The sequence below is a fragment of the Streptomyces sp. NPDC091972 genome (genome assembly GCF_044756385.1).
Lineage (GTDB): Bacteria > Actinomycetota > Actinomycetes > Streptomycetales > Streptomycetaceae > Streptomyces.
Window position 1 is genome coordinate 267,174 of record NZ_JBIVSV010000004.1, and the last position, 18,689, is coordinate 285,862.

Consider the following 18,689-nt stretch of genomic DNA (forward strand, 5'->3'; position numbering starts at 1 on the left):
CGCCCGCCGCCGACGGCACGCTGGGCGCGAGCACCGCCGTCGCTTTCCGTGGGCCCGGCAAACCCCGCTGTCACCGGTGCGTGCGAGGATCGGAGACGTACCTCACAGGTGTGTGCGAAGGAGAGAGTCCGATGGCCACGAAGCCGCCCAAGGGTGATCCGGTTCAGGACGCTCCCGAGGTCACCGAACCGAAGCACGCGGCGGCCGGCCTCCCCGCCGTCGGCCACACCCTGCGGATCGCCCGGCAGCAGATGGGCGTCAAGCGCACCGCGCTGACCCTGCTGCGCGTCAACCAGAAGGACGGCTTCGACTGCCCCGGCTGCGCCTGGCCGGAGCCCGAGCACCGGCACTCGGCCGAGTTCTGCGAGAACGGCGCGAAGGCGGTCGCCGAGGAGGCCACCCTGCGCCGCGTCACCCCCGAGTTCTTCGCCGCGCACCCCGTCGCCGACCTCGCGACCCGCAGCGGCTACTGGCTCGGCCAGCAGGGCCGGCTCACCCACCCCATGTACGTCCCCGAGGGCGGCACCCACTACGAACCGGTGACCTGGGACCGCGCCTTCGACATCGTCGCCGAGGAGATCGCCGCCCTCGACTCCCCCGACGAGGCCGTCTTCTACACCTCCGGCCGCACCAGCAACGAGGCCGCGTTCCTCTACCAGCTCTTCGCCCGCGAGCTCGGCACGAACAACCTGCCGGACTGCTCCAACATGTGCCACGAGTCGTCCGGTTCCGCGCTCAGCGAGACCATCGGCATCGGCAAGGGCAGCGTCCTGCTCGACGACCTCTACAAGGCCGACCTGATCATCGTCGCCGGCCAGAACCCGGGCACGAACCACCCCCGCATGCTCTCCGCCCTGGAGAAGGCCAAGGCGAACGGCGCGAGGATCATCAGCGTCAACCCGCTGCCCGAGGCCGGCCTGGAGCGCTTCAAGAACCCGCAGACCCCGCAGGGCATGGTCAGGGGCGCCGCGCTCACCGACCTGTTCCTCCAGATCCGCATCGGCGGCGACCAGGCCCTGTTCCGCCTCCTGAACAAGCTGATCCTGGAGACGGAGGGCGCGGTCGACGAGTCCTTCGTGCGGGAACACACCCACGGCTACGAGGAGTTCGCCGAGGCCGCCCGCGCCGCCGACTGGGACGAGACGCTCGCCGCGACCGGCCTCACGCGCGCGGAGATCGAGGAGGCCCTCTCCATGGTCCTCGCCTCCGAGCGGACCATCGTGTGCTGGGCCATGGGACTCACCCAGCACAAGCACTCCGTGCCGACCATCCGCGAGGTCGTCAACTTCCTCCTGCTGCGCGGCAACATCGGCCGCCCCGGCGCCGGCGTCTGCCCGGTCCGCGGCCACTCCAACGTCCAGGGCGACCGCACCATGGGCATCTTCGAACGCCCCGCGCCCGCCTTCCTGGACGCCCTGGAGAAGGAGTTCGGCTTCACCCCGCCGCGCGAGCACGGCTTCGACGTCGTCCGCGCGATCCGCGCCCTGCGCGACGGCGAGGCCAAGGTCTTCTTCGCCATGGGCGGCAACTTCGTCTCCGCCTCCCCCGACACCGACGTCACCGAGGCCGCCATGCGCCGAGCCCGGCTGACCGTCCATGTGTCGACCAAGCTCAACCGCTCGCACGCGGTCACGGGCGCGCGTGCCCTGATCCTGCCCACCCTGGGCCGCACCGAGCGCGATCTCCAGGGCAGCGGCGAGCAGTTCGTCACGGTCGAGGACTCCATGGGCATGGTGCACGCCTCCCGCGGCCGCCTGGAGCCCGCGAGCGGGCAGCTGCTGTCCGAGCCCGCCATCGTGTGCCGCCTGGCCCGCCGCGTCCTCGGCGAGAACAGCCGCACGCCCTGGGACGAGTTCGAGAAGGACTACGCCACCATCCGCGACCGCATCGCCCGCGTGATCCCCGGCTTCAAGGACTTCAACGCGCGCGTGGCCCGCCCCGGCGGCTTCACCCTGCCGCACGCCCCGCGCGACGAGCGCCGCTTCCCCACCGCCACCGGCAAGGCCAACTTCACCGCCGCGCCCGTCGAGTACCCCGAGCTGCCCGAGGGCCGGCTCCTGCTGCAGACACTGCGCTCGCACGACCAGTACAACACCACGATCTACGGCCTCGACGACCGCTACCGCGGTATCAAGAACGGCCGACGAGTGGTCCTGGTCAACCCCGAGGACGCCGACCGGCTCCGGCTCGCCGACGGGTCGTACGTCGACCTGGTCAGCGAGTGGAGGGACGGCGTGGAGCGGCGGGCCCCCGGCTTCCGGGTCGTGCACTACCCGACCGCCCGGGGATGCGCGGCCGCGTACTACCCCGAGACCAACGTCCTGGTGCCGCTGGACGCCACCGCCGACACCAGCAACACCCCGGCCAGCAAGTCCGTCGTCGTACGTCTGGAACAATCGGCGACCGACTGAGCGTTTGCTCAGCGCAGACAGTCGTAGCGACCAGGACGAACGGAGCCCGCCCATGGGTGAGCAGCAGCACGCCGCGTTCCCGCAGGAGGTCATCGACGAGTACGCGGCGCTCGGCGTCGACCTCGTCGCCATGTTCTCGGCGGGGCACCTGGGCACCCGCATGGGCGTGCAGATCGTCGAGGCCTCCGCGGACCGTGTCGTCGGCACCATGCCCGTCGAGGGCAACACCCAGCCGTACGGCCTGCTGCACGGAGGCGCCTCCGCCGTGCTCGCCGAGACCCTCGGGTCCGTCGGCTCCATGCTGCACGCCGGCAGCTCCAAGATCGCGGTCGGAGTGGACCTGAACTGCACCCACCACCGCGGGGTGCGCTCCGGACTGGTCACCGGAGTGGCCACCCCCGTGCACCGGGGCCGCTCCACCGCCACCTACGAGATCGTGATCAGCGACGAGGAGGGACGCCGCGTCTGCACCGCCCGGCTGACCTGCCTGCTGCGCGACGCCCCCGGCCGCTAGGAACCCCTTGGAGCGGGCCGGCATCGCAGGTGCCGGCCCGCCGGCCCGCGGGCACCGGGGCCGCCCGCCGAGAGGCCCCTGCGAGCCGGCCGGCGCCCCGCGACCGCACCGTCGAGTCGATCACCGGGAGGACACCGCATCCGCCCGACGCACCGGCCCCCGGCCCGCCTCCGCCGGACCGTACGGACGGCTTCCCGCCCGCGCCCCGATCCGCGCAGGCCAGCCCCCGGGGACGCTCCCCGACTGGGCACGACCCTCCGGACCCCCTACCGTTCTCCCATGACCGGTATCGGCCCCGTCGAGCCCGTCGACTCGCCGGATCCCGGGGAGAGTTACGACGTCATCGGCACCGACGGGCCCCGGCTGACGGACCGTTGGAGCGCGCGATGGCGTGCCCTGTCGCCGCGCGCCCGCCGAGCCGCCCTGACCGCCACCGCCATCACCGTGCTGGCAGCCGGAGTTCTGGTCCCCCGCACCCTTGCCCCGGACCCCCACCCCGCACCGGAGCACACCCCCGTCCCCTGGCCCGCCAACGTCACCGCCTGGCGCTACCTCGGGCCCGCCGGACTCCCCGAACCCCCCGGCACCCACCCCACCAGCGGCCGCTTCCGCTTCGCCGTCGACGTCCACAGCGGGCCCCCCGTCACCCTCCGGGTCACCGGCGCCGCCTTCACCGGCCTCACCGCCCACGCCCTGCCCGAGGCCTTCACCGTGCACCCCGGCACCACCCGCCGGGTCACCGTCGAGATATCGGTTTCCGACTGTTCTGGACTACCCCAGAATGCCGACCTACCATTTCTCGACGTAACGCTCCGTAACGCGCGCGCAATACAGCATCACAGCTTCATCTTCGGCCGGGCGTACTCCCGCGACCTTTTCCGGCTTCTCCGGGACGCCTGCGCCGCGACACCGCCGCCACAGCCCGCACGGCCAAGCGGAAGTGCAGGTTCTCAAAATGCGGACTGAGGGAGTAATCCACCAAACCGGCTGAGAGCCCCCTCCACGGAAGCCCCGCATCCATCACGTCATAACAAGAAAGTCACAAGCCAGTGCACAGCGATGCCGCTGCCCGCAAACCGGGCTTAGAGTCACGGCCAGTCACCGCTCCATCGGGAGTTCGGTAAAGCGCGGGCACCAGCCGCACCCACGAGGGCGCGCGTGCCTGCGGAAAGGACTGATTGTGCGACGTTCCATGGTGATCCTGACCTCCGTCATGGCGACGGGGGCTCTCACACTCACCGCCTGCGGCTCCCGTGACGACAAGGGCGGCGACAGTGACAGCGGGGGTGGCACCACCCTCACCATCGGCGTGGACGCCCCGCTCTCCGGCGAGAACTCCACCACCGGTCTCGGCATCCAGTACGGCGCCCAGATCGCCGTCGACGACGCCAACAAGAACAAGCTCGTGCCCGGCGTGACCTTCAAACTGAAGGCCTTCGACGACAAGGCGCAGCCGGCCACCGGCCAGTCCAACGCCACCACCATCACCGGCGACAAGACCGCCGTCGGCGCCGTCGGCCCGCTGAACTCCGGCGTCGCCCAGTCGATGCAGCAGGTGTTCGCCTCGGCCAACATGGTCCAGATCTCCCCCTCGAACACCAACCCCGAGCTGACCCAGGGCAAGAACTGGCAGACGTCGAAGAAGCGGCCGTACAAGACGTACTTCCGCACCGCCACCACCGACGAGCTCCAGGGCAGCTTCGCCGCCGACTACGCGTACAACGGCCTCAAGAAGAAGAAGGTCTTCGTCGTCGACGACAAGCAGACCTACGGCGCCGGCCTCGCGAAGATCTTCACCGAGCAGTTCAAGAAGCTCGGCGGCACCGTGGTCGGCTCCGACCACATCAACACCGGCGACAAGGACTTCGGCTCCCTCGTCACCAAGATCAAGAACGCCAAGGCGGACCTGCTCTACTACGGTGGCCAGTACGACGAGTCCTCCCTGATCACCAAGCAGATGAAGGACGGCGGAGTCAAGATCCCGCTGTTCGGCGGCGACGGCATGTTCGCCTCCACCTACATCGAGACCGCGGGCGCGGCCTCCGAGGGCGACCTCGCCACCGCCGTCGGCGTCCCCGCCGACACCCTGCCCGCCGCCAAGACCTTCATCGAGACCTACAAGGCCAAGGGCTACAAGGGCGACTACGGCGCCTACGGCGCGTACTCCTACGACGCCACCACCGCCATCATCAAGGCCGTCAAGGCCGCCGTCGACGCCAACGACGGCAAGGTCCCCAGCGACATCAACGCCCTGCGCTCCTCCGTCGTCGACGGCGTCCAGAAGTCCGACTTCGAAGGCATCTCCGGCAAGGTCGCCTTCGACCAGTACGGCGACACCACCAACAAGCAGCTGACCGTCTACCAGGTCACCAAGGGTGCGTGGAAGGCTGTGAAGACCGGCACCGCCGACCTCGGCTAGTCAAGGCCCCAGCAGCAGACAGCAACACCACAACGGGCCGCGCGGGAGGGGACCCCGACCGCGCGGCCCTTGCCACACCCCACCCCGGCACGCGATACGTGCACACGACCACCAGCGACAATGGAGGCCACGCGGTGAACACCCTGCCGCAGCAGCTGGCCAACGGGCTGCTCCTAGGCTCGATGTACGGGCTGATCGCCATCGGCTACACGATGGTGTACGGCATCGTCCAGCTCATCAACTTCGCGCACGGCGAGATCTTCATGACCGGGGCCTTCGGCGCCTTCACGGTCTACTTCTACATCCTGCCCGACGGCACCTCGATGGCCCTCGCCGTCCCCCTGATGCTGATCGGCGGCGGCATCGTCGCCATCCTCATCGCCGTCGGAGCGGAACGGTTCGCCTACCGGCCCCTGCGCGGAGCCCCACGGCTCGCACCGCTCATCACCGCGATCGGTCTCTCCCTGGCCCTCCAGGAAGTCGTCCGCAACTTCTACCCCCGCGCCGACCGCGCCGTCGCCTTCCCCGGCCTCGACGCCACCCACGACATCGGCTCCGTCACCATCAAGGACGCCGACATCTTCCTCGTCGTCGCCGCGATCGTCTGCATGTCCGCCCTCGCCTTCTTCGTCCGCAAGTCCCGCACCGGCCGCGCCATGCAGGCCACCGCACAGGACCCGGACACCGCGCAGCTCATGGGCATCGACACCAACCGCATCATCGTCATCGCCTTCGCCATCGGCGGCTTCTTCGCCGCCGTCGCCGCCGTCGCCTACGGCATGAAGTACGGCAGCATCGACTACCGCATGGGCTTCCTGATGGGCCTCAAGGCCTTCACCGCGGCCGTCCTCGGCGGCATCGGCAACATCTACGGCGCCATGCTCGGCGGCCTCGTCCTCGGCGTCGCCGAGACCCTCGCCTCCGCCTACATCGACGACATCCCCGGCATGCACCTCTTCGGCGGCGGCTCCTGGAAGGACGTCTGGGCCTTCTGCCTGCTCATCCTCGTCCTCCTCGTCAGGCCACAGGGCCTGCTCGGCGAACGCGTAGCGGACAGGGCGTGATCACCATGACCGACACCACCACTCGCGGCCTGATCCCCCTGCCGCTCGCCGCGGCCCGCGCACTCCTCCTCGCCGGAGGCATCGCCACCGCCGCCTCCGCCTTCCTCGCCTGGACCTGGACCAGCGAGTTCCCCGGCGACCTCACCATCACCGGCTACCCCGGCGGCCTCCAGTGGCTGACCTTCATCGCCGGCCTCCTCATCACGGTGTTCGCCCTCGCGGCCTACGACATCCGCGGCCTGCGCTGGCTCATCCCCGCCCGCAACAACGCCCCCCTCGCCCTCACCGCACTCGGCGGCTTCGGCGTCACCTGGTACACGATCGTCTCCATCGCCGTAGAACTCGGCGGACTCGCCAACCTCGAACCGGGCGGCTGGGTCGCGGCCATCGCCTCCCTCCTGCCCGTCATCGGCGCCTTCGCCCTCCCCGAGCCCCGCACCGAGAGCACCAAGCAGAACCTCAAGGCATACCTCGCCAAGCCCGACGGCATCCCCGACCCGACGCCCCTCAGCCCCTGGCTGGAGCGCGCGGTCATCACCGTCGTCACCATCATCGGCCTGGCCGTCTTCACCTACGGCATCGACACCGAGTACGGCGAACTCTTCGTCGGCTTCCTCATCGTCGTCGTCTTCGCCGTCTGGGCCCTGCACACCGCCGGCCTCAACGACCGCTTCTCCCGCATGGTCGCCCGCAACCGCAGCTTCACCCTCGCCATGGGCTTCGCCGCGGCCATCGCGTTCCCCTTCACCCAGACCAACGACCACTACGCCAACATCGGCGTCAACATCCTGATCTTCGGCACGGTCGCCCTGGGCCTCAACATCGTCGTCGGCCTCGCGGGCCTCCTCGACCTCGGATACGTCGCCTTCCTCGGCGTCGGCGCCTACACCGCCGCCCTCGTCTCCGGCTCCGAGTTCTCCCGCTTCTCCGGCGTCCACTTCCCCTTCTGGGCCGCCGCCCTCACCGGCGCCGCCGCCTCGCTCGTCTTCGGCGTCCTCATCGGCGCCCCCACCCTGCGACTGCGCGGCGACTACCTCGCCATCGTCACCCTCGGCTTCGGAGAGATCTTCCGCATCGCCGTCAACAACCTCGACGGCGACTCCGGCCCCGACCTCACCAACGGCCCCAACGGCATCCCGGCCATCCCCGACCTCAAACTCTTCGGGTTCAACCTCGGCGAAGCCCACGACATCGGCGGCTTCACCCTCGGCCGATTCGCCAACTACTACCTGCTCATGGTGCTGATCATGGCCATCGTGGTCCTGGTCTACACCCGCGCCGCCGACTCCCGCATCGGCCGCTCCTGGATCGCCATCCGCGAGGACGAGACCGCCGCCACCGCCATGGGCATCAACGGCTTCCGCGTCAAACTCATCGCCTTCGCCCTCGGCGCCACCCTCGCCGGCCTCGCCGGCACCGTCAGCGCCCACGTCACCTACAGCGTCGTCCCGACGCCGTACCAGTTCGCGGGCTCCACACCCCCCAACTCGGCCTTCCTCCTCGCCGCCGTCGTCCTCGGCGGCATGGGGACCGTCGCAGGACCCATCCTCGGCGCGGCACTCCTCTACCTGCTCCCGGAGAAGCTCGTCTTCCTCCAGGACAAGTCGCTGCTCGCCTTCGGCATCGCCCTCATCCTGCTGATGCGCTTCCGCCCCGAAGGCATCATCGCCAACCGCCGCCGCCAGCTCGAATTCCACGAGACCGGCCAACTCGACGTACCAGAAACAACCACACTCTCCGGCGAACCGGCCGCCGTCACCAAGGCGGGGGCGTGAGCACCATGACCACACCTGTACTCGAAGCACGCAACGTCACCATGCGCTTCGGCGGCCTCACCGCCGTCCGCTCGGTCGACTTCACCGTCAACGCAGGCGAGATCGTCGGCCTCATCGGCCCCAACGGCGCCGGCAAGACCACCTTCTTCAACTGCCTCACCGGCCTCTACGTCCCCACCGAGGGCACCGTCTCCTACAAGGGCACCGTCCTCCCGCCCAAGCCCCACCTGGTGACCAAGGCCGGTATCGCCCGCACCTTCCAGAACATCCGCCTCTTCGCCAACATGACGGTCCTCGAGAACGTCCTCGTCGGCCGCCACACCCGGACGAAGGAAGGCCTCTGGTCCGCCCTGCTCCGCGGCCCCGGTTTCAAGAAGGCGGAAAAGGCCAGCGAGGAACGAGCCATGGAACTCCTCGAGTTCATCGGCCTCGAAGCCAAGCGCGACCACCTCGCCCGCAACCTCCCCTACGGCGAACAGCGCAAGCTGGAAATCGCCCGCGCCCTCGCCTCCGAACCCGGCCTGCTCCTCCTCGACGAGCCCACCGCCGGCATGAACCCCCAGGAGACACGCGCCACCGAGGAACTGGTCTTCGCCATCCGCGACAAGGGCATCGCCGTCCTCCTCATCGAGCACGACATGCGCTTCGTCTTCAACCTCTCCGACCGCGTCGCCGTCCTCGTCCAGGGCGAAAAACTCGTCGAAGGCACCTCCGAGGTCGTCCAGGCCGACGAACGCGTCATCGCCGCCTACCTCGGCGAACCCTTCGAAGGCGACCCCGGCGCGGCCGAAGCGCAGAGCACCACCAGCACCAAGGGAGAAGGCCAGTGACCGCACTCCTCGAAGTCGAGGACCTCCGGGTCTCCTACGGCAAGATCGAAGCCGTCAAGGGCATCTCCTTCAGCGTCGAAGCAGGCCAGGTCGTCACCCTCATCGGCACCAACGGCGCCGGCAAGACGACCACCCTCAGGACCCTGTCCGGCCTCCTGAAGCCGACCTCCGGAAAGATCCTGTTCGACGGAAAGCCCCTCAGCGGCGTCCCCGCCCACAAGATCGTCTCCTTCGGACTCGCCCACTCCCCCGAAGGCCGGCACATCTTCCCCCGCCTGACCATCTTCGAGAACCTCCAGCTCGGAGCGTTCCTGAGGAAGGACAAGGAAGGGATCGAAAAGGACATACAGCGCGCCTACGAGCTCTTCCCGATCCTCGGCGAGCGCCGCAACCAGGCGGCAGGCACCCTCTCCGGCGGCGAACAGCAGATGCTCGCCATGGGCCGCGCCCTCATGTCCCAGCCGAAGCTGCTCATGCTCGACGAGCCCTCCATGGGCCTCTCCCCGATCATGATGCAGAAGATCATGTCCACCATCGTCGAACTGAAGTCCCAGGGCACCACGATCCTCCTGGTCGAACAGAACGCCCAGGCGGCCCTCTCCCTGGCCGACCAGGGCCACGTCATGGAAGTCGGCAACATCGTCCTGTCCGGCACCGGCCAGGACCTCCTCCACGACGAGTCCGTCCGCAAGGCGTACCTCGGCGAGGACTGACACCCCCTGCTCCACGACGAGGCCCGCGCCCCCTGCCGGGGACGCGGGCCTCTGTCTTTCGCGGACCTTGCGCTCAGCCCTTGTTGGCCTTCTTCTCGTCGGCGTCCTGGATGACCGCCTCCGCGACCTGCTGCATCGACATACGACGGTCCATCGACGTCTTCTGGATCCACCGGAACGCGGCGGGCTCGGTCAGACCGTACGAGGTCTGCAGAATCGACTTCGCCCGGTCGACGAGCTTGCGGGTCTCCAGCCGGAGGGTCAGGTCCGCGACCTCGCTCTCCAGCTCCCGCAGCTCCGTGAACCGGGAGACGGCCATCTCGATCGCCGGCACCACGTCACTCTTGCTGAACGGCTTCACCAGGTACGCCATCGCACCGGCGTCCCTCGCCCGCTCGACGAGGTCACGCTGCGAGAAGGCGGTGAGCATCAGCACCGGGGCGATCCGCTCCTCCGCGATCTTCTCCGCGGCGGAGATACCGTCCAGCTTGGGCATCTTCACATCGAGGATCACGAGGTCCGGCTTGTGCTCACGGGCGAGCTCGACGGCCTGCTCGCCGTCACCGGCCTCGCCTACGACGCTGTAGCCCTCTTCCTCCAGCATCTCTTTGAGGTCGAGCCGGATCAGGGCCTCGTCCTCGGCGATGACGACACGGGTCGTCAGCGGAGGCACGTGCGACTTGTCGTCGTCGGGCGCGTCTACGGGCTGGGGCGACTCGGGGGCGGTCACGGGGGCTCCTCGTTACGGGCCGGGCAGGTGCTGCTGCTTGTGCAGCCTACCTAGAGGCGGCGGGCCGCGGTGACCCGGTATGCTTCCGTGCAGCCAGTCCTGCCGGGTTGGTGGAATGGCATACACGGATGTCTCAAACACATCTGCCCGAGAGGGCTTGCGGGTTCGAGTCCCGCACCCGGCACTGCCAGCACATGAAGCGGATGTTCACATTCTCGTGAACATCCGCTTTTTGCTGCACACGGTTGCGATCGTTCACCCAGAGTAGTCGCATGAACTTTCACGGTACTGAGGTTCGACAGAGGGCGCTCGCGCTTCTGCGGGGCGGAGCAAGAAACGCAGAAGTCGCTCGCGAGTTCAACGTCCCACCAGGCACCATCGCCTACTGGAAGCATCTCGACCGAGCGAAGCGCGGCGAGTGCCCGGGTAAGCACGACCCGAAGTGTCCGCGATGCGATGGCCGGGAACTCGACCCAACGGCATACAGCTACTTGCTCGGCCTCTACTTGGGCGATGGCCATATCAGCCGCTACTACGAGCACCGGGTGCCCAGTCTCATGATCGCGTGCGACGAGTCCTGGCCCGGGCTGATGGACGCGTGCGAGACGGCTATGCGCAAGGTGTTCCCCGACAATGCCGTCTGCCGCGTCCGCAGGACTGGTTGTCGCAACGTGAAGGTCTACTCGAAGCACCTGCACTGCCTGTTCCCCCAGCACGGCCCCGGCAAGAAGCACGAGCGCACCATCGTCCTCGAACCCTGGCAGCAGGCCATCGTTGACGCCCACCCCTGGGAGTTCATCCGGGGCCTCATCCACTCCGACGGGTGTCGCATCACCAACTGGACGACCCGCCTCGTGGCCGGCGAACGCAAGCGTTACAAATACCCGCGGTACTTCTTCGCCAACAAGTCTGACGACATTAGGAAGCTCTTCACCGACACCCTCGACAAGGTCGGTGTCGAATGGACCACCCTCACCCGCGGCAGCGACCCGTTCAACATCTCGATCGCCCGAAAAGCCTCAGTGGCCCTGCTCGACACCCACGTAGGCCCCAAGCACTGACACCGCCCCTACTTCGGACTGTCGTCCTCGCCCACGTGATGCACTCGGACCAGGTTCGTCGAGCCGGAGACCCCGGGCGGGGAGCCGGCCGTGATGACGACCACGTCGCCCTTCTCGCAGCGGCCGTACCGCAGCAGGGCCTCGTCCACCTGGGCGACCATCGCGTCCGTGGAGTCGACCTGCGGGCCGAGGAAGGTCTCCACGCCCCAGGTCAGGCTGAGCTGGGAGCGGGTCGCCGGTTCCGGGGTGAAGGCGAGGAGGGGGATCGGGGAGCGGTAGCGGGAGAGGCGGCGGACCGTGTCGCCCGACTGGGTGAAGGCCACCAGGAACTTCGCGCCGAGGAAGTCGCCCATCTCGGCCGCGGCGCGGGCGACGGCCCCTCCTTGGGTGCGGGGCTTGTTCCGTTCCGTCAGCGGCGGCAGGCCCTTCGCGAGGATGTCCTCCTCCGCCGCCTCCACGATCTTCGCCATCGTCCGGACCGTCTCGATCGCGTACTTGCCCACACTCGTCTCGCCGGACAGCATCACCGCGTCCGTGCCGTCGATGACCGCGTTGGCGACGTCGGAGGCCTCCGCTCGCGTCGGCCGGGAGTTCTCGATCATGGAGTCGAGCATCTGGGTCGCGACGATGACCGGCTTGGCGTTGCGCTTGGCCAGTTTGATCGCTCGCTTCTGGACGAGCGGCACCTGTTCGAGGGGCATCTCGACGCCGAGGTCGCCGCGGGCGACCATGATGCCGTCGAAGGCGGCGACGATGTCCTCGATGGCGTCGACGGCCTGCGGCTTCTCGACCTTGGCGATGACGGGGACCCGGCGTCCCGCGGAGTCCATGATCCGGTGGACGTCCTCGATGTCGCGTCCGCTGCGGACGAAGGACAGGGCGATGACGTCGAAGCCCATGCGCAGGGCCCAGCGCAGGTCTTCCTCGTCCTTCTCGGACAGTGCCGGGACCGAGACGGCCACGCCGGGCAGGTTGAGTCCCTTGTGGTCCGAGACCATGCCGCCTTCGACCACGCGGGTGTGGACCCGGGGGCCGTCCACGGAGGTCACCTCCAGGCAGACCTTGCCGTCGTCGACGAGGATCCGCTCTCCCGGGGTGACGTCCGCGGCGAGTCCGCCGTACGTCGTCCCGCACTGCCGCTGGTCGCCTTCCGTGCCCTCTTCCACGGTGATGGTGAAGGTGTCGCCGCGTTCGAGGAGTACGGGTCCTTCGGTGAAGTGGCCGAGGCGGATCTTCGGGCCCTGAAGGTCGGCGAGGAGGCCGACGCTGCGGCCGGTCTCGTCCGAGGCCTTGCGGACGCGGTGGTACCGCTCCTCGTGCTCGGCGTGGCTGCCGTGGCTGAGGTTGAAGCGAGCTACGTCCATTCCGGCGTCGACCAGGTCTTTGATCTGGTCGTAGGAGTCGGTGGCGGGGCCCAGGGTGCAGACGATTTTTGCTCGGCGCATGTTTCGACCCTAGACCTTACCGATGGGTAGCGAATTGGACGGGTATGACGACGCAACAACCTTTGGGTGAAGGGCTGTTGACAAGGGTTGAAGTGTGCGCCACCTCGCTCTGATGAGCGTTTCGGATGCAAACTCGAGCGTCGGTCACAGCCTCGGCGGTGCCATGGTGAAGCGTGCGTCGACCTGGGCGTGGACGTGTTGGCGTTGGGGTTCGAGGTCGAGAGGGGTGGCTGCGGTGTCGGCCTCATAGGCCATGGAGCGGGCGCGGGCGGCTTTGCCGACGAAGCGGGGTTCGGGGCCCTCGGCGCCGATGTCGGCGAGTTCGAGCAGGGCCGTCAGGGACGTGCCCAGCGCCTCCGCGTACTCCTTGGCCCGTTGGACGGCTTCCCGTACCGCCTGCCGGCGTGCCTCCCGGTAGGCAGGTGAGTCGCGGCGCAGGGCCCACCATGGTCCGTCGACCGTTGTCAGTTCCTGGTCGGCCAGTCGGGTCGTCAGTTCGCCCAGTGCGGTGAAGTCGGAGAGTTCGACGGTGATGTGGACGCGGCCGTGGTGGGCGTGGACGCGTTCGCCGCGGCCGTGTTCCTTGAGTTCGGGGGTGATGGAGAAGGAGCCGGTCTCCAGGCGTTCGACGGCGTCGCCGTAGGACTTGAGCAGGTCGAGGGCGTGGGCGTTGCGGCGGGTGAGGTCGTCGAGGGCGGTGCGGCGGTCCTTGCCGCGGGAGGCGATGGTGATGCCGAGGCGGGCGATCTCGGGGTCGACTTCGAGGTGGGCTTCGCCGCGGACGGCGATGCGGGGGGCGTCGGGGGTGCCGTGGGGGACGGTCATAACGACTCACTGTGTCAGTTTTCGCGGGGCGAGTCACCAGATCGCAACCTGTGGGGACTGTTGCCGTTCGACATGTGCGGGTCAGAATCTACGCGCGTTGTCGACTGTTCCCCGAGGAGATCGAGACATGGCCCTGAACCGCCGGAAGTTCCTGGAGAAGTCCGCTGTGACCGGAGCGGGTGTCGCGCTGGCGGGTGCTGTGGGGGCTCCCGCCGCGCAGGCCGCGGAGAGCGGGAGGAAGCCGGTGAAGCGGTACGCGCTCACGGTCATGGGCACCACGGATCTGCACGGTCATGTCTTCAACTGGGACTACTTCAAGGACGCGGAGTACAAGGACAGCGCGGGCAACGCGCAGGGCCTGGCGCGGATCTCGACGCTGGTGGAACAGGTGCGTGCGGAGAAGGGCCGCTGCAACACGCTGCTGCTGGACGCGGGTGACACGATCCAGGGGACGCCGCTGACGTACTACTACGCGAAGGTGGACCCGATCACCGCGAAGGGCGGTCCGGTCCATCCGATGGCCGCGGCGATGAACGCCATCGGGTACGACGCGGTGGCGCTGGGCAACCACGAGTTCAACTACGGCATCGAGACGCTGCGGAAGTTCGAGGAGCAGTGCGACTTCCCGCTTCTCGGTGCGAACGCGCTGGACGCGAAGACGCTGAGGCCCGCTTTCCCGCCGTACTTCATCAAGACGTTCCGGGTGAAGGGTGCGCCGCCGGTGAGGGTGGCGGTGCTGGGTCTGACGAACCCGGGTATCGCGATCTGGGACAAGGCGTACGTGCAAGGGAAGTTGACGTTCCCGGGCCTTGAGGAGCAGGCGGCGAAGTGGGTGCCGAAGCTGCGGTCGATGGGTGCGGACGTGGTGGTGGTGTCGGCGCACTCGGGTTCGTCGGGGACGTCGTCGTACGGTGACCAGTTGCCGTACGTGGAGAACTCGGCGGCGCTGGTGGCGCAGCAGGTGCCGGGGATCGACGCGATCCTGGTGGGGCACGCGCATGTGGAGATCCCGGAGCTGAAGGTCGTCAACGCGAAGACGGGGAAGACGGTGGTGCTGTCGGAGCCGTTGGCGTACGCGGAGCGGCTGTCGCTGTTCGACATCGAGCTGGTCTTCGAGAGGGGGCGTTGGTCGGTCGAGTCGGTGTCGTCGAAGGTCCTGAACTCGAACTCGGTCGCGGACGACCCGAAGATCACCAAGTTGCTGAAGGACGACCATGACGTCGTCGTGAAGTACGTGAACCAGGTGGTCGGTACGGCGACCCAGACGCTGACGACGGTCGAGGCGCGGTACAAGGACGCGCCGATCATCGACCTGATCACGAAGGTCCAGGAGGACGTGGTCAGGGCGGCGCTGGCGGGTACGGAGTACGCCTCGCTGCCGGTGATCGCGCAGGCGTCGCCGTTCTCGCGGACCTCGGAGATCCCGGCCGGCGATGTGACGATCCGGGATCTGTCGAGCCTGTACGTGTACGACAACACGCTGGTGGCGAAGTTGCTGACGGGTGCGCAGGTCAAGGCGTACCTGGAGTACTCGGCGGAGTATTTCGTGCAGACGGCGGCGGGTGCGGTCGTGGACGTGGAGAAGCTGACGAACGCGGGCAACCGTCCGGACTACAACTACGACTACGTGTCGGGGCTGTCGTACGACATCGACATCGCGCAGGCGGCGGAGTCCCGGATCAGGAACCTGACCTGGAACGGTGCCGCGCTGGACGACGCGCAGAAGTTCGTGTTCGCGGTGAACAACTACCGGGCGAACGGCGGCGGGGCGTTCCCGCACGTGGCTTCGGCTCCCGAGTTGTGGTCGGAGTCGACGGAGATCCGTACGCGGATCGCGGAGTGGGTGACCGCGAAGGGTGTGCTGGACCCGAAGGACTTCGCGTCGGTGGACTGGAGGCTCACGCGCGAGGGAACGCCGGTCTTCTAGCGGTCCCGGAGGGCTGCGAAGGCCCTCCCCCATGACCCTCCTCCCTGCCCGCGAGGAGGGTTTTCCGCTGCCCCCGGCTTTACCTTCCCTCGACGAGGGGGGTGAGGACGGGGGCGGTGCGGGCGGGTGGGATCTGGGGCAGCCGCTCTTCGAGGCCGAAGGTGGTGAAGGCGGTGCGGGCGGGGAGGGGGTAGGCGTCCTTGCCGGTGAGGGTGTTGAGGATGGTGGCGCTGCGCCAGGCGGCGAGGCCGAGGTCGGGGGTGCCGACGCCGTGGGTGTGGCGTTCGGCGTTCTGGACGTAGACGTGGCAGTCGGCGCCGGTGACGGAGGGGTCGAGGACGAGCCTGAACTGTTCGTCGACGCGGGGGCGTTCGCGGCTGTCGCGGCGCAGGTAGGGGTCGAGTCCGGCGAGGATGCGGTCGAGTGGGCGTTCGCGGTGGCCGGTGGCGAGGACGACGGCGTCGGTGGTGAGGCGGGAGCGGCTGCCCTGCTGGATGTGTTCGAGGTGGAGTTCGATCTTCGTGGTGGCGATGCGGCCGGCGGTGCGGACGCGGACGCCGGGGGTGAGGACGGCGTCGGGCCAGCCGCCGTGCAGGGTGCGGCGGTAGAGCTCGTCGTGGATGGCGGCGATGGTGTCGGCGTCGATGCCGCGGTGGAGCTGCCACTGGGTGGTGCCGAGGCGGTCGCGGACGCTTTCGGACAGGGCGTGGAAGTAGCGGGTGTAGTCGGGGGTGAAGTGTTCGAGGCCGAGCTTGGAGTACTCCATGGGCGCGAACGCTTCGGTGCGGCCGATCCAGTGGAGTCGTTCGCGGCCGGTGGGGCGGTTGCGCAGCAGGTCGAGGAAGACCTCGGCGCCGGACTGGCCTGAGCCGACGACGGTGACGTGGTCGGCGGCCAGGAGGCTGTGGCGGTGGTCGAGGTAGTCGGCGGCGTGGACGACGGGCACGCCGGGTGCTTCGACGAGGGGCTTGAGGGGTTCGGGTACGTAGGGCTCGGTGCCGATGCCGAGGACGATGTTCTTGGTGTAGGTGCGGCCCAGGGCTTCGGCTTCGCCGTCGCTGTCCAGCTGGGTGAAGTCGACTTCGAGGACGTCGCGTTCGGGGTTGAAGCGGACGGCGTCGACCTGGTGGCTGAAGTGGAGGCCGGGGAGGTTCTCGGCGACCCAGCGGCAGTAGGCGTCGTACTCGGCGCGCTGGATGTGGAAGCGCTCGGCGAAGTAGAAGGGGAAGAGGCGCTCGCGGGCCTTGAGGTAGTTGAGGAAGGTCCAGTCGCTGGCGGGGTCGGCGAGGGTCACCAGGTCGGCCAGGAAGGGGACTTGGACGGTGGCTCCGTCGATGAGGAGTCCGGGGTGCCAGCCGAAGGCGGGGCGCTGTTCGTAGAAGACGGCGTCCAGTGCGGTGAGGGGCTGGGCGAGGGCGGCGAGGGAGAGGTTGAAGGGGCCGATGCCGATGCCGACGAGGTCGCGGGGTGCGTCGGGCTCGTGGTGTGGGGGGTGGGGGTTCATCGGGGGGTGGTTCCTTCCACGAGGTGCAGGAGTCCGGCGAGGTCGGCCGGCCGGGTGGTGGGGTTGAGGAGGGTGGCCTTGAGCCAGAGCCGGTTCGCCGCGCGGGCCCGGCCGAGGACGGCGCGGCCGTCTTCGAGGAGTTGTCGGCGTACGGCGGCTACGGCGGCGTCGGTGGCGTCTGCGGGGCGGAAGAGGACTGTGCTGATGGTGGGGGGTGCGTGCAGTTCGAAGCCGGGGTGTTCCTCGACGGCTCGGGCGAACTCCTCTGCCTGTGCGCAGACTTGGTCGACGAGGGCAGCGATTCCTGCGCGGCCCAGGGTCTTGAGGGTGACGGCGATCTTGAGGATGTCGGGGCGGCGGGTGGTGCGCAGGGAGCGGCCGAGGAGGTCGGGGAGGCCGGCCTCGGTGTCGTCGTCGGCGTTGAGGTAGTCGGCGCGGTGGGTCAGGGCGGCGAGGTCCTGGGCGTCGCGGACGGCGAGGATGCCTGCAGCGACGGGCTGCCAGCCGAGTTTGTGGAGATCGAGGGTGACGGTGTCGGCGGCGGCGAGTCCTTCGAGTTTTTCTCGGTGCCGGTCGCTGAAGAGGAGGCCTCCGCCGTAGGCCGCGTCCACGTGCAGCCGGGCCTTTCGGGCAGCGCAGAGGCGGGCGATCTCGGGGAGGGGGTCGATGAGGCCGGCGTCCGTGGTGCCCGCGGTGGCGGCGATGAGCAGCGGTCCGTGCGGGATTGTTTCGAGGGCTGCGGGGTCGAGGGTGCCGTTGGGGGTGGGGATGATCACCGGGTCCGGCATGCCCAGGAGCCAGGCTGACCTTGGTAGGGAGTGGTGAGCGTTTTCTCCGCAGATGAGGCGGACTCCGGGGCCAAGGGACTCTCTGGCCAGGAGGAGGGCGAGTTGATTGGATTCCGTGCCACCGGTTGTGATCAGGGCGTCGGGCCGGTGGGGGCTTGTCGCGCAGTTCCCCGCGCCCCTGAGTGGGTTGCCGAACACCTCTCTCGCGAGTTGCCCGGTCACCAGTGACTCCAGTTCCGAGGCTGCTGGTGCCTGGTCCCAGGAGTCGAGCGACGGGTTCAGCACACTGACAGCCAGGTCGGCTGCCGCGGCCACCGCAAGGGGCGGGCAGTGGAGGTGGGCCGCGCAGAACGGGTCTGCCGGGTCTGCGGAGCCCTCTGCCAGGGTCCTTACCAGGTGCCGTAGGGCCTCCGGGTCGCCCTCCTCGGGGAGTACGTCCCCCAGCGCGGCCCGCACCCGCGCCGCTACCTGGGACGGGCCTCCGGGGGGAAGCGGTCCGCTCCTCAGGCGCGCCCCCTCCCCCAGCGCCTCCAGCACCGTGGCCAGCAACGGGCGCAGCGAGTCAGGGCCTTCGGGGCCCGAGGCCAGGGGCGGCGTGTGCATCGTCGACCTCCGGGGGCGCTGGGGACTTCCAGCTTGGACGCGGCTGCCTGGGCGCGCCCGGAGAGTTCAACGATCCTGAC

General features: G+C 68.8%; 15 protein-coding genes and 1 tRNA gene. 11 read left to right on the plus strand and 5 right to left on the minus strand.

Going from position 1 to position 18,689, the window contains the following annotated elements:
• Positions 1-131 precede the first annotated feature (131 nt).
• From ACIQJT_RS13780 to ACIQJT_RS13815, 8 genes are all read left to right on the plus strand, one after another.
• Positions 132-2,411, plus strand: coding sequence for an FdhF/YdeP family oxidoreductase (locus ACIQJT_RS13780; RefSeq protein WP_402643048.1), 2,280 nt, complete (start codon positions 132-134; stop codon positions 2,409-2,411).
• Positions 2,412-2,463: 52 nt separating this feature from the next.
• On the plus strand, positions 2,464-2,925 hold the full coding sequence (locus tag ACIQJT_RS13785; RefSeq protein WP_402643050.1) for a hotdog fold thioesterase: 462 nt from the start codon (positions 2,464-2,466) through the stop codon (positions 2,923-2,925).
• Between the two features lie 279 nt (positions 2,926-3,204).
• The gene (locus ACIQJT_RS13790) at positions 3,205-3,891 is read left to right on the plus strand and encodes a hypothetical protein (protein ID WP_402643053.1); all 687 of its coding nucleotides are present in this window, start codon (positions 3,205-3,207) and stop codon (positions 3,889-3,891) included.
• A gap of 226 nt (positions 3,892-4,117) precedes the next feature.
• Positions 4,118-5,344 carry a branched-chain amino acid ABC transporter substrate-binding protein gene (locus tag ACIQJT_RS13795; RefSeq protein WP_053849294.1) on the plus strand — a complete coding sequence of 409 codons (1,227 nt, stop codon included), beginning with the start codon at positions 4,118-4,120 and terminating at the stop codon, positions 5,342-5,344.
• A gap of 134 nt (positions 5,345-5,478) precedes the next feature.
• On the plus strand, positions 5,479-6,408 hold the full coding sequence (locus tag ACIQJT_RS13800; RefSeq protein ID WP_280852099.1) for a branched-chain amino acid ABC transporter permease: 930 nt from the start codon (positions 5,479-5,481) through the stop codon (positions 6,406-6,408).
• 5 nt (positions 6,409-6,413) lie between these two features.
• Entirely contained in the window at positions 6,414-8,183 is a 1,770-nt protein-coding gene (locus tag ACIQJT_RS13805; protein ID WP_402643057.1) for a branched-chain amino acid ABC transporter permease, read from the plus strand.
• 5 nt (positions 8,184-8,188) lie between these two features.
• Positions 8,189-9,013 (plus strand): ABC transporter ATP-binding protein, encoded by an 825-nt coding sequence (locus tag ACIQJT_RS13810; protein ID WP_365451671.1) that lies wholly within the window; start codon positions 8,189-8,191, stop codon positions 9,011-9,013.
• The gene (locus ACIQJT_RS13815) at positions 9,010-9,726 is read left to right on the plus strand and encodes an ABC transporter ATP-binding protein (protein ID WP_037719274.1); all 717 of its coding nucleotides are present in this window, start codon (positions 9,010-9,012) and stop codon (positions 9,724-9,726) included. Before ACIQJT_RS13810 ends, ACIQJT_RS13815 begins: the two co-directional genes overlap by 4 nt.
• 73 nt (positions 9,727-9,799) lie before the next feature.
• Here ACIQJT_RS13815 and ACIQJT_RS13820 read toward each other — a convergent pair whose 3' ends face one another.
• Positions 9,800-10,456, minus strand: coding sequence for an ANTAR domain-containing response regulator (locus tag ACIQJT_RS13820; RefSeq protein ID WP_402643059.1), 657 nt, complete (start codon positions 10,454-10,456; stop codon positions 9,800-9,802).
• Positions 10,457-10,557: 101 nt separating this feature from the next.
• On the opposite strand from ACIQJT_RS13820, the gene ACIQJT_RS13825 reads away from it, so the two are divergent.
• Together ACIQJT_RS13825 and ACIQJT_RS13830 are read left to right on the plus strand one after the other, a co-directional pair.
• Positions 10,558-10,640: transfer RNA gene (locus ACIQJT_RS13825), tRNA-Leu, on the plus strand.
• 88 nt (positions 10,641-10,728) lie between these two features.
• Positions 10,729-11,517, plus strand: coding sequence for a helix-turn-helix domain-containing protein (locus tag ACIQJT_RS13830; RefSeq protein WP_402643061.1), 789 nt, complete (start codon positions 10,729-10,731; stop codon positions 11,515-11,517).
• 8 nt (positions 11,518-11,525) lie between these two features.
• Here ACIQJT_RS13830 and pyk read toward each other — a convergent pair whose 3' ends face one another.
• Both pyk and ACIQJT_RS13840 read right to left on the minus strand, forming a co-directional pair.
• Positions 11,526-12,962, minus strand: coding sequence for a pyruvate kinase (pyk, locus tag ACIQJT_RS13835; RefSeq protein ID WP_402643063.1), 1,437 nt, complete (start codon positions 12,960-12,962; stop codon positions 11,526-11,528).
• 144 nt (positions 12,963-13,106) lie between these two features.
• Positions 13,107-13,787, minus strand: a complete 681-nt coding sequence (locus ACIQJT_RS13840) for an SIMPL domain-containing protein (protein ID WP_402643066.1) — start codon at positions 13,785-13,787, stop codon at positions 13,107-13,109.
• 127 nt (positions 13,788-13,914) lie between these two features.
• On the opposite strand from ACIQJT_RS13840, the gene ACIQJT_RS13845 reads away from it, so the two are divergent.
• Positions 13,915-15,714 (plus strand): bifunctional metallophosphatase/5'-nucleotidase, encoded by a 1,800-nt coding sequence (locus ACIQJT_RS13845; protein ID WP_402643069.1) that lies wholly within the window; start codon positions 13,915-13,917, stop codon positions 15,712-15,714.
• A gap of 79 nt (positions 15,715-15,793) precedes the next feature.
• Here the strand turns inward: ACIQJT_RS13845 and ACIQJT_RS13850 are convergent, their stop codons facing one another.
• Together ACIQJT_RS13850 and ACIQJT_RS13855 are read right to left on the minus strand one after the other, a co-directional pair.
• On the minus strand, positions 15,794-17,218 hold the full coding sequence (locus ACIQJT_RS13850; protein ID WP_402643072.1) for a lysine N(6)-hydroxylase/L-ornithine N(5)-oxygenase family protein: 1,425 nt from the start codon (positions 17,216-17,218) through the stop codon (positions 15,794-15,796).
• Positions 17,215-18,609 (minus strand): pyridoxal phosphate-dependent decarboxylase family protein, encoded by a 1,395-nt coding sequence (locus tag ACIQJT_RS13855; protein ID WP_402643075.1) that lies wholly within the window; start codon positions 18,607-18,609, stop codon positions 17,215-17,217. Before ACIQJT_RS13855 ends, ACIQJT_RS13850 begins: the two co-directional genes overlap by 4 nt.
• Positions 18,610-18,689 lie beyond the last annotated feature (80 nt).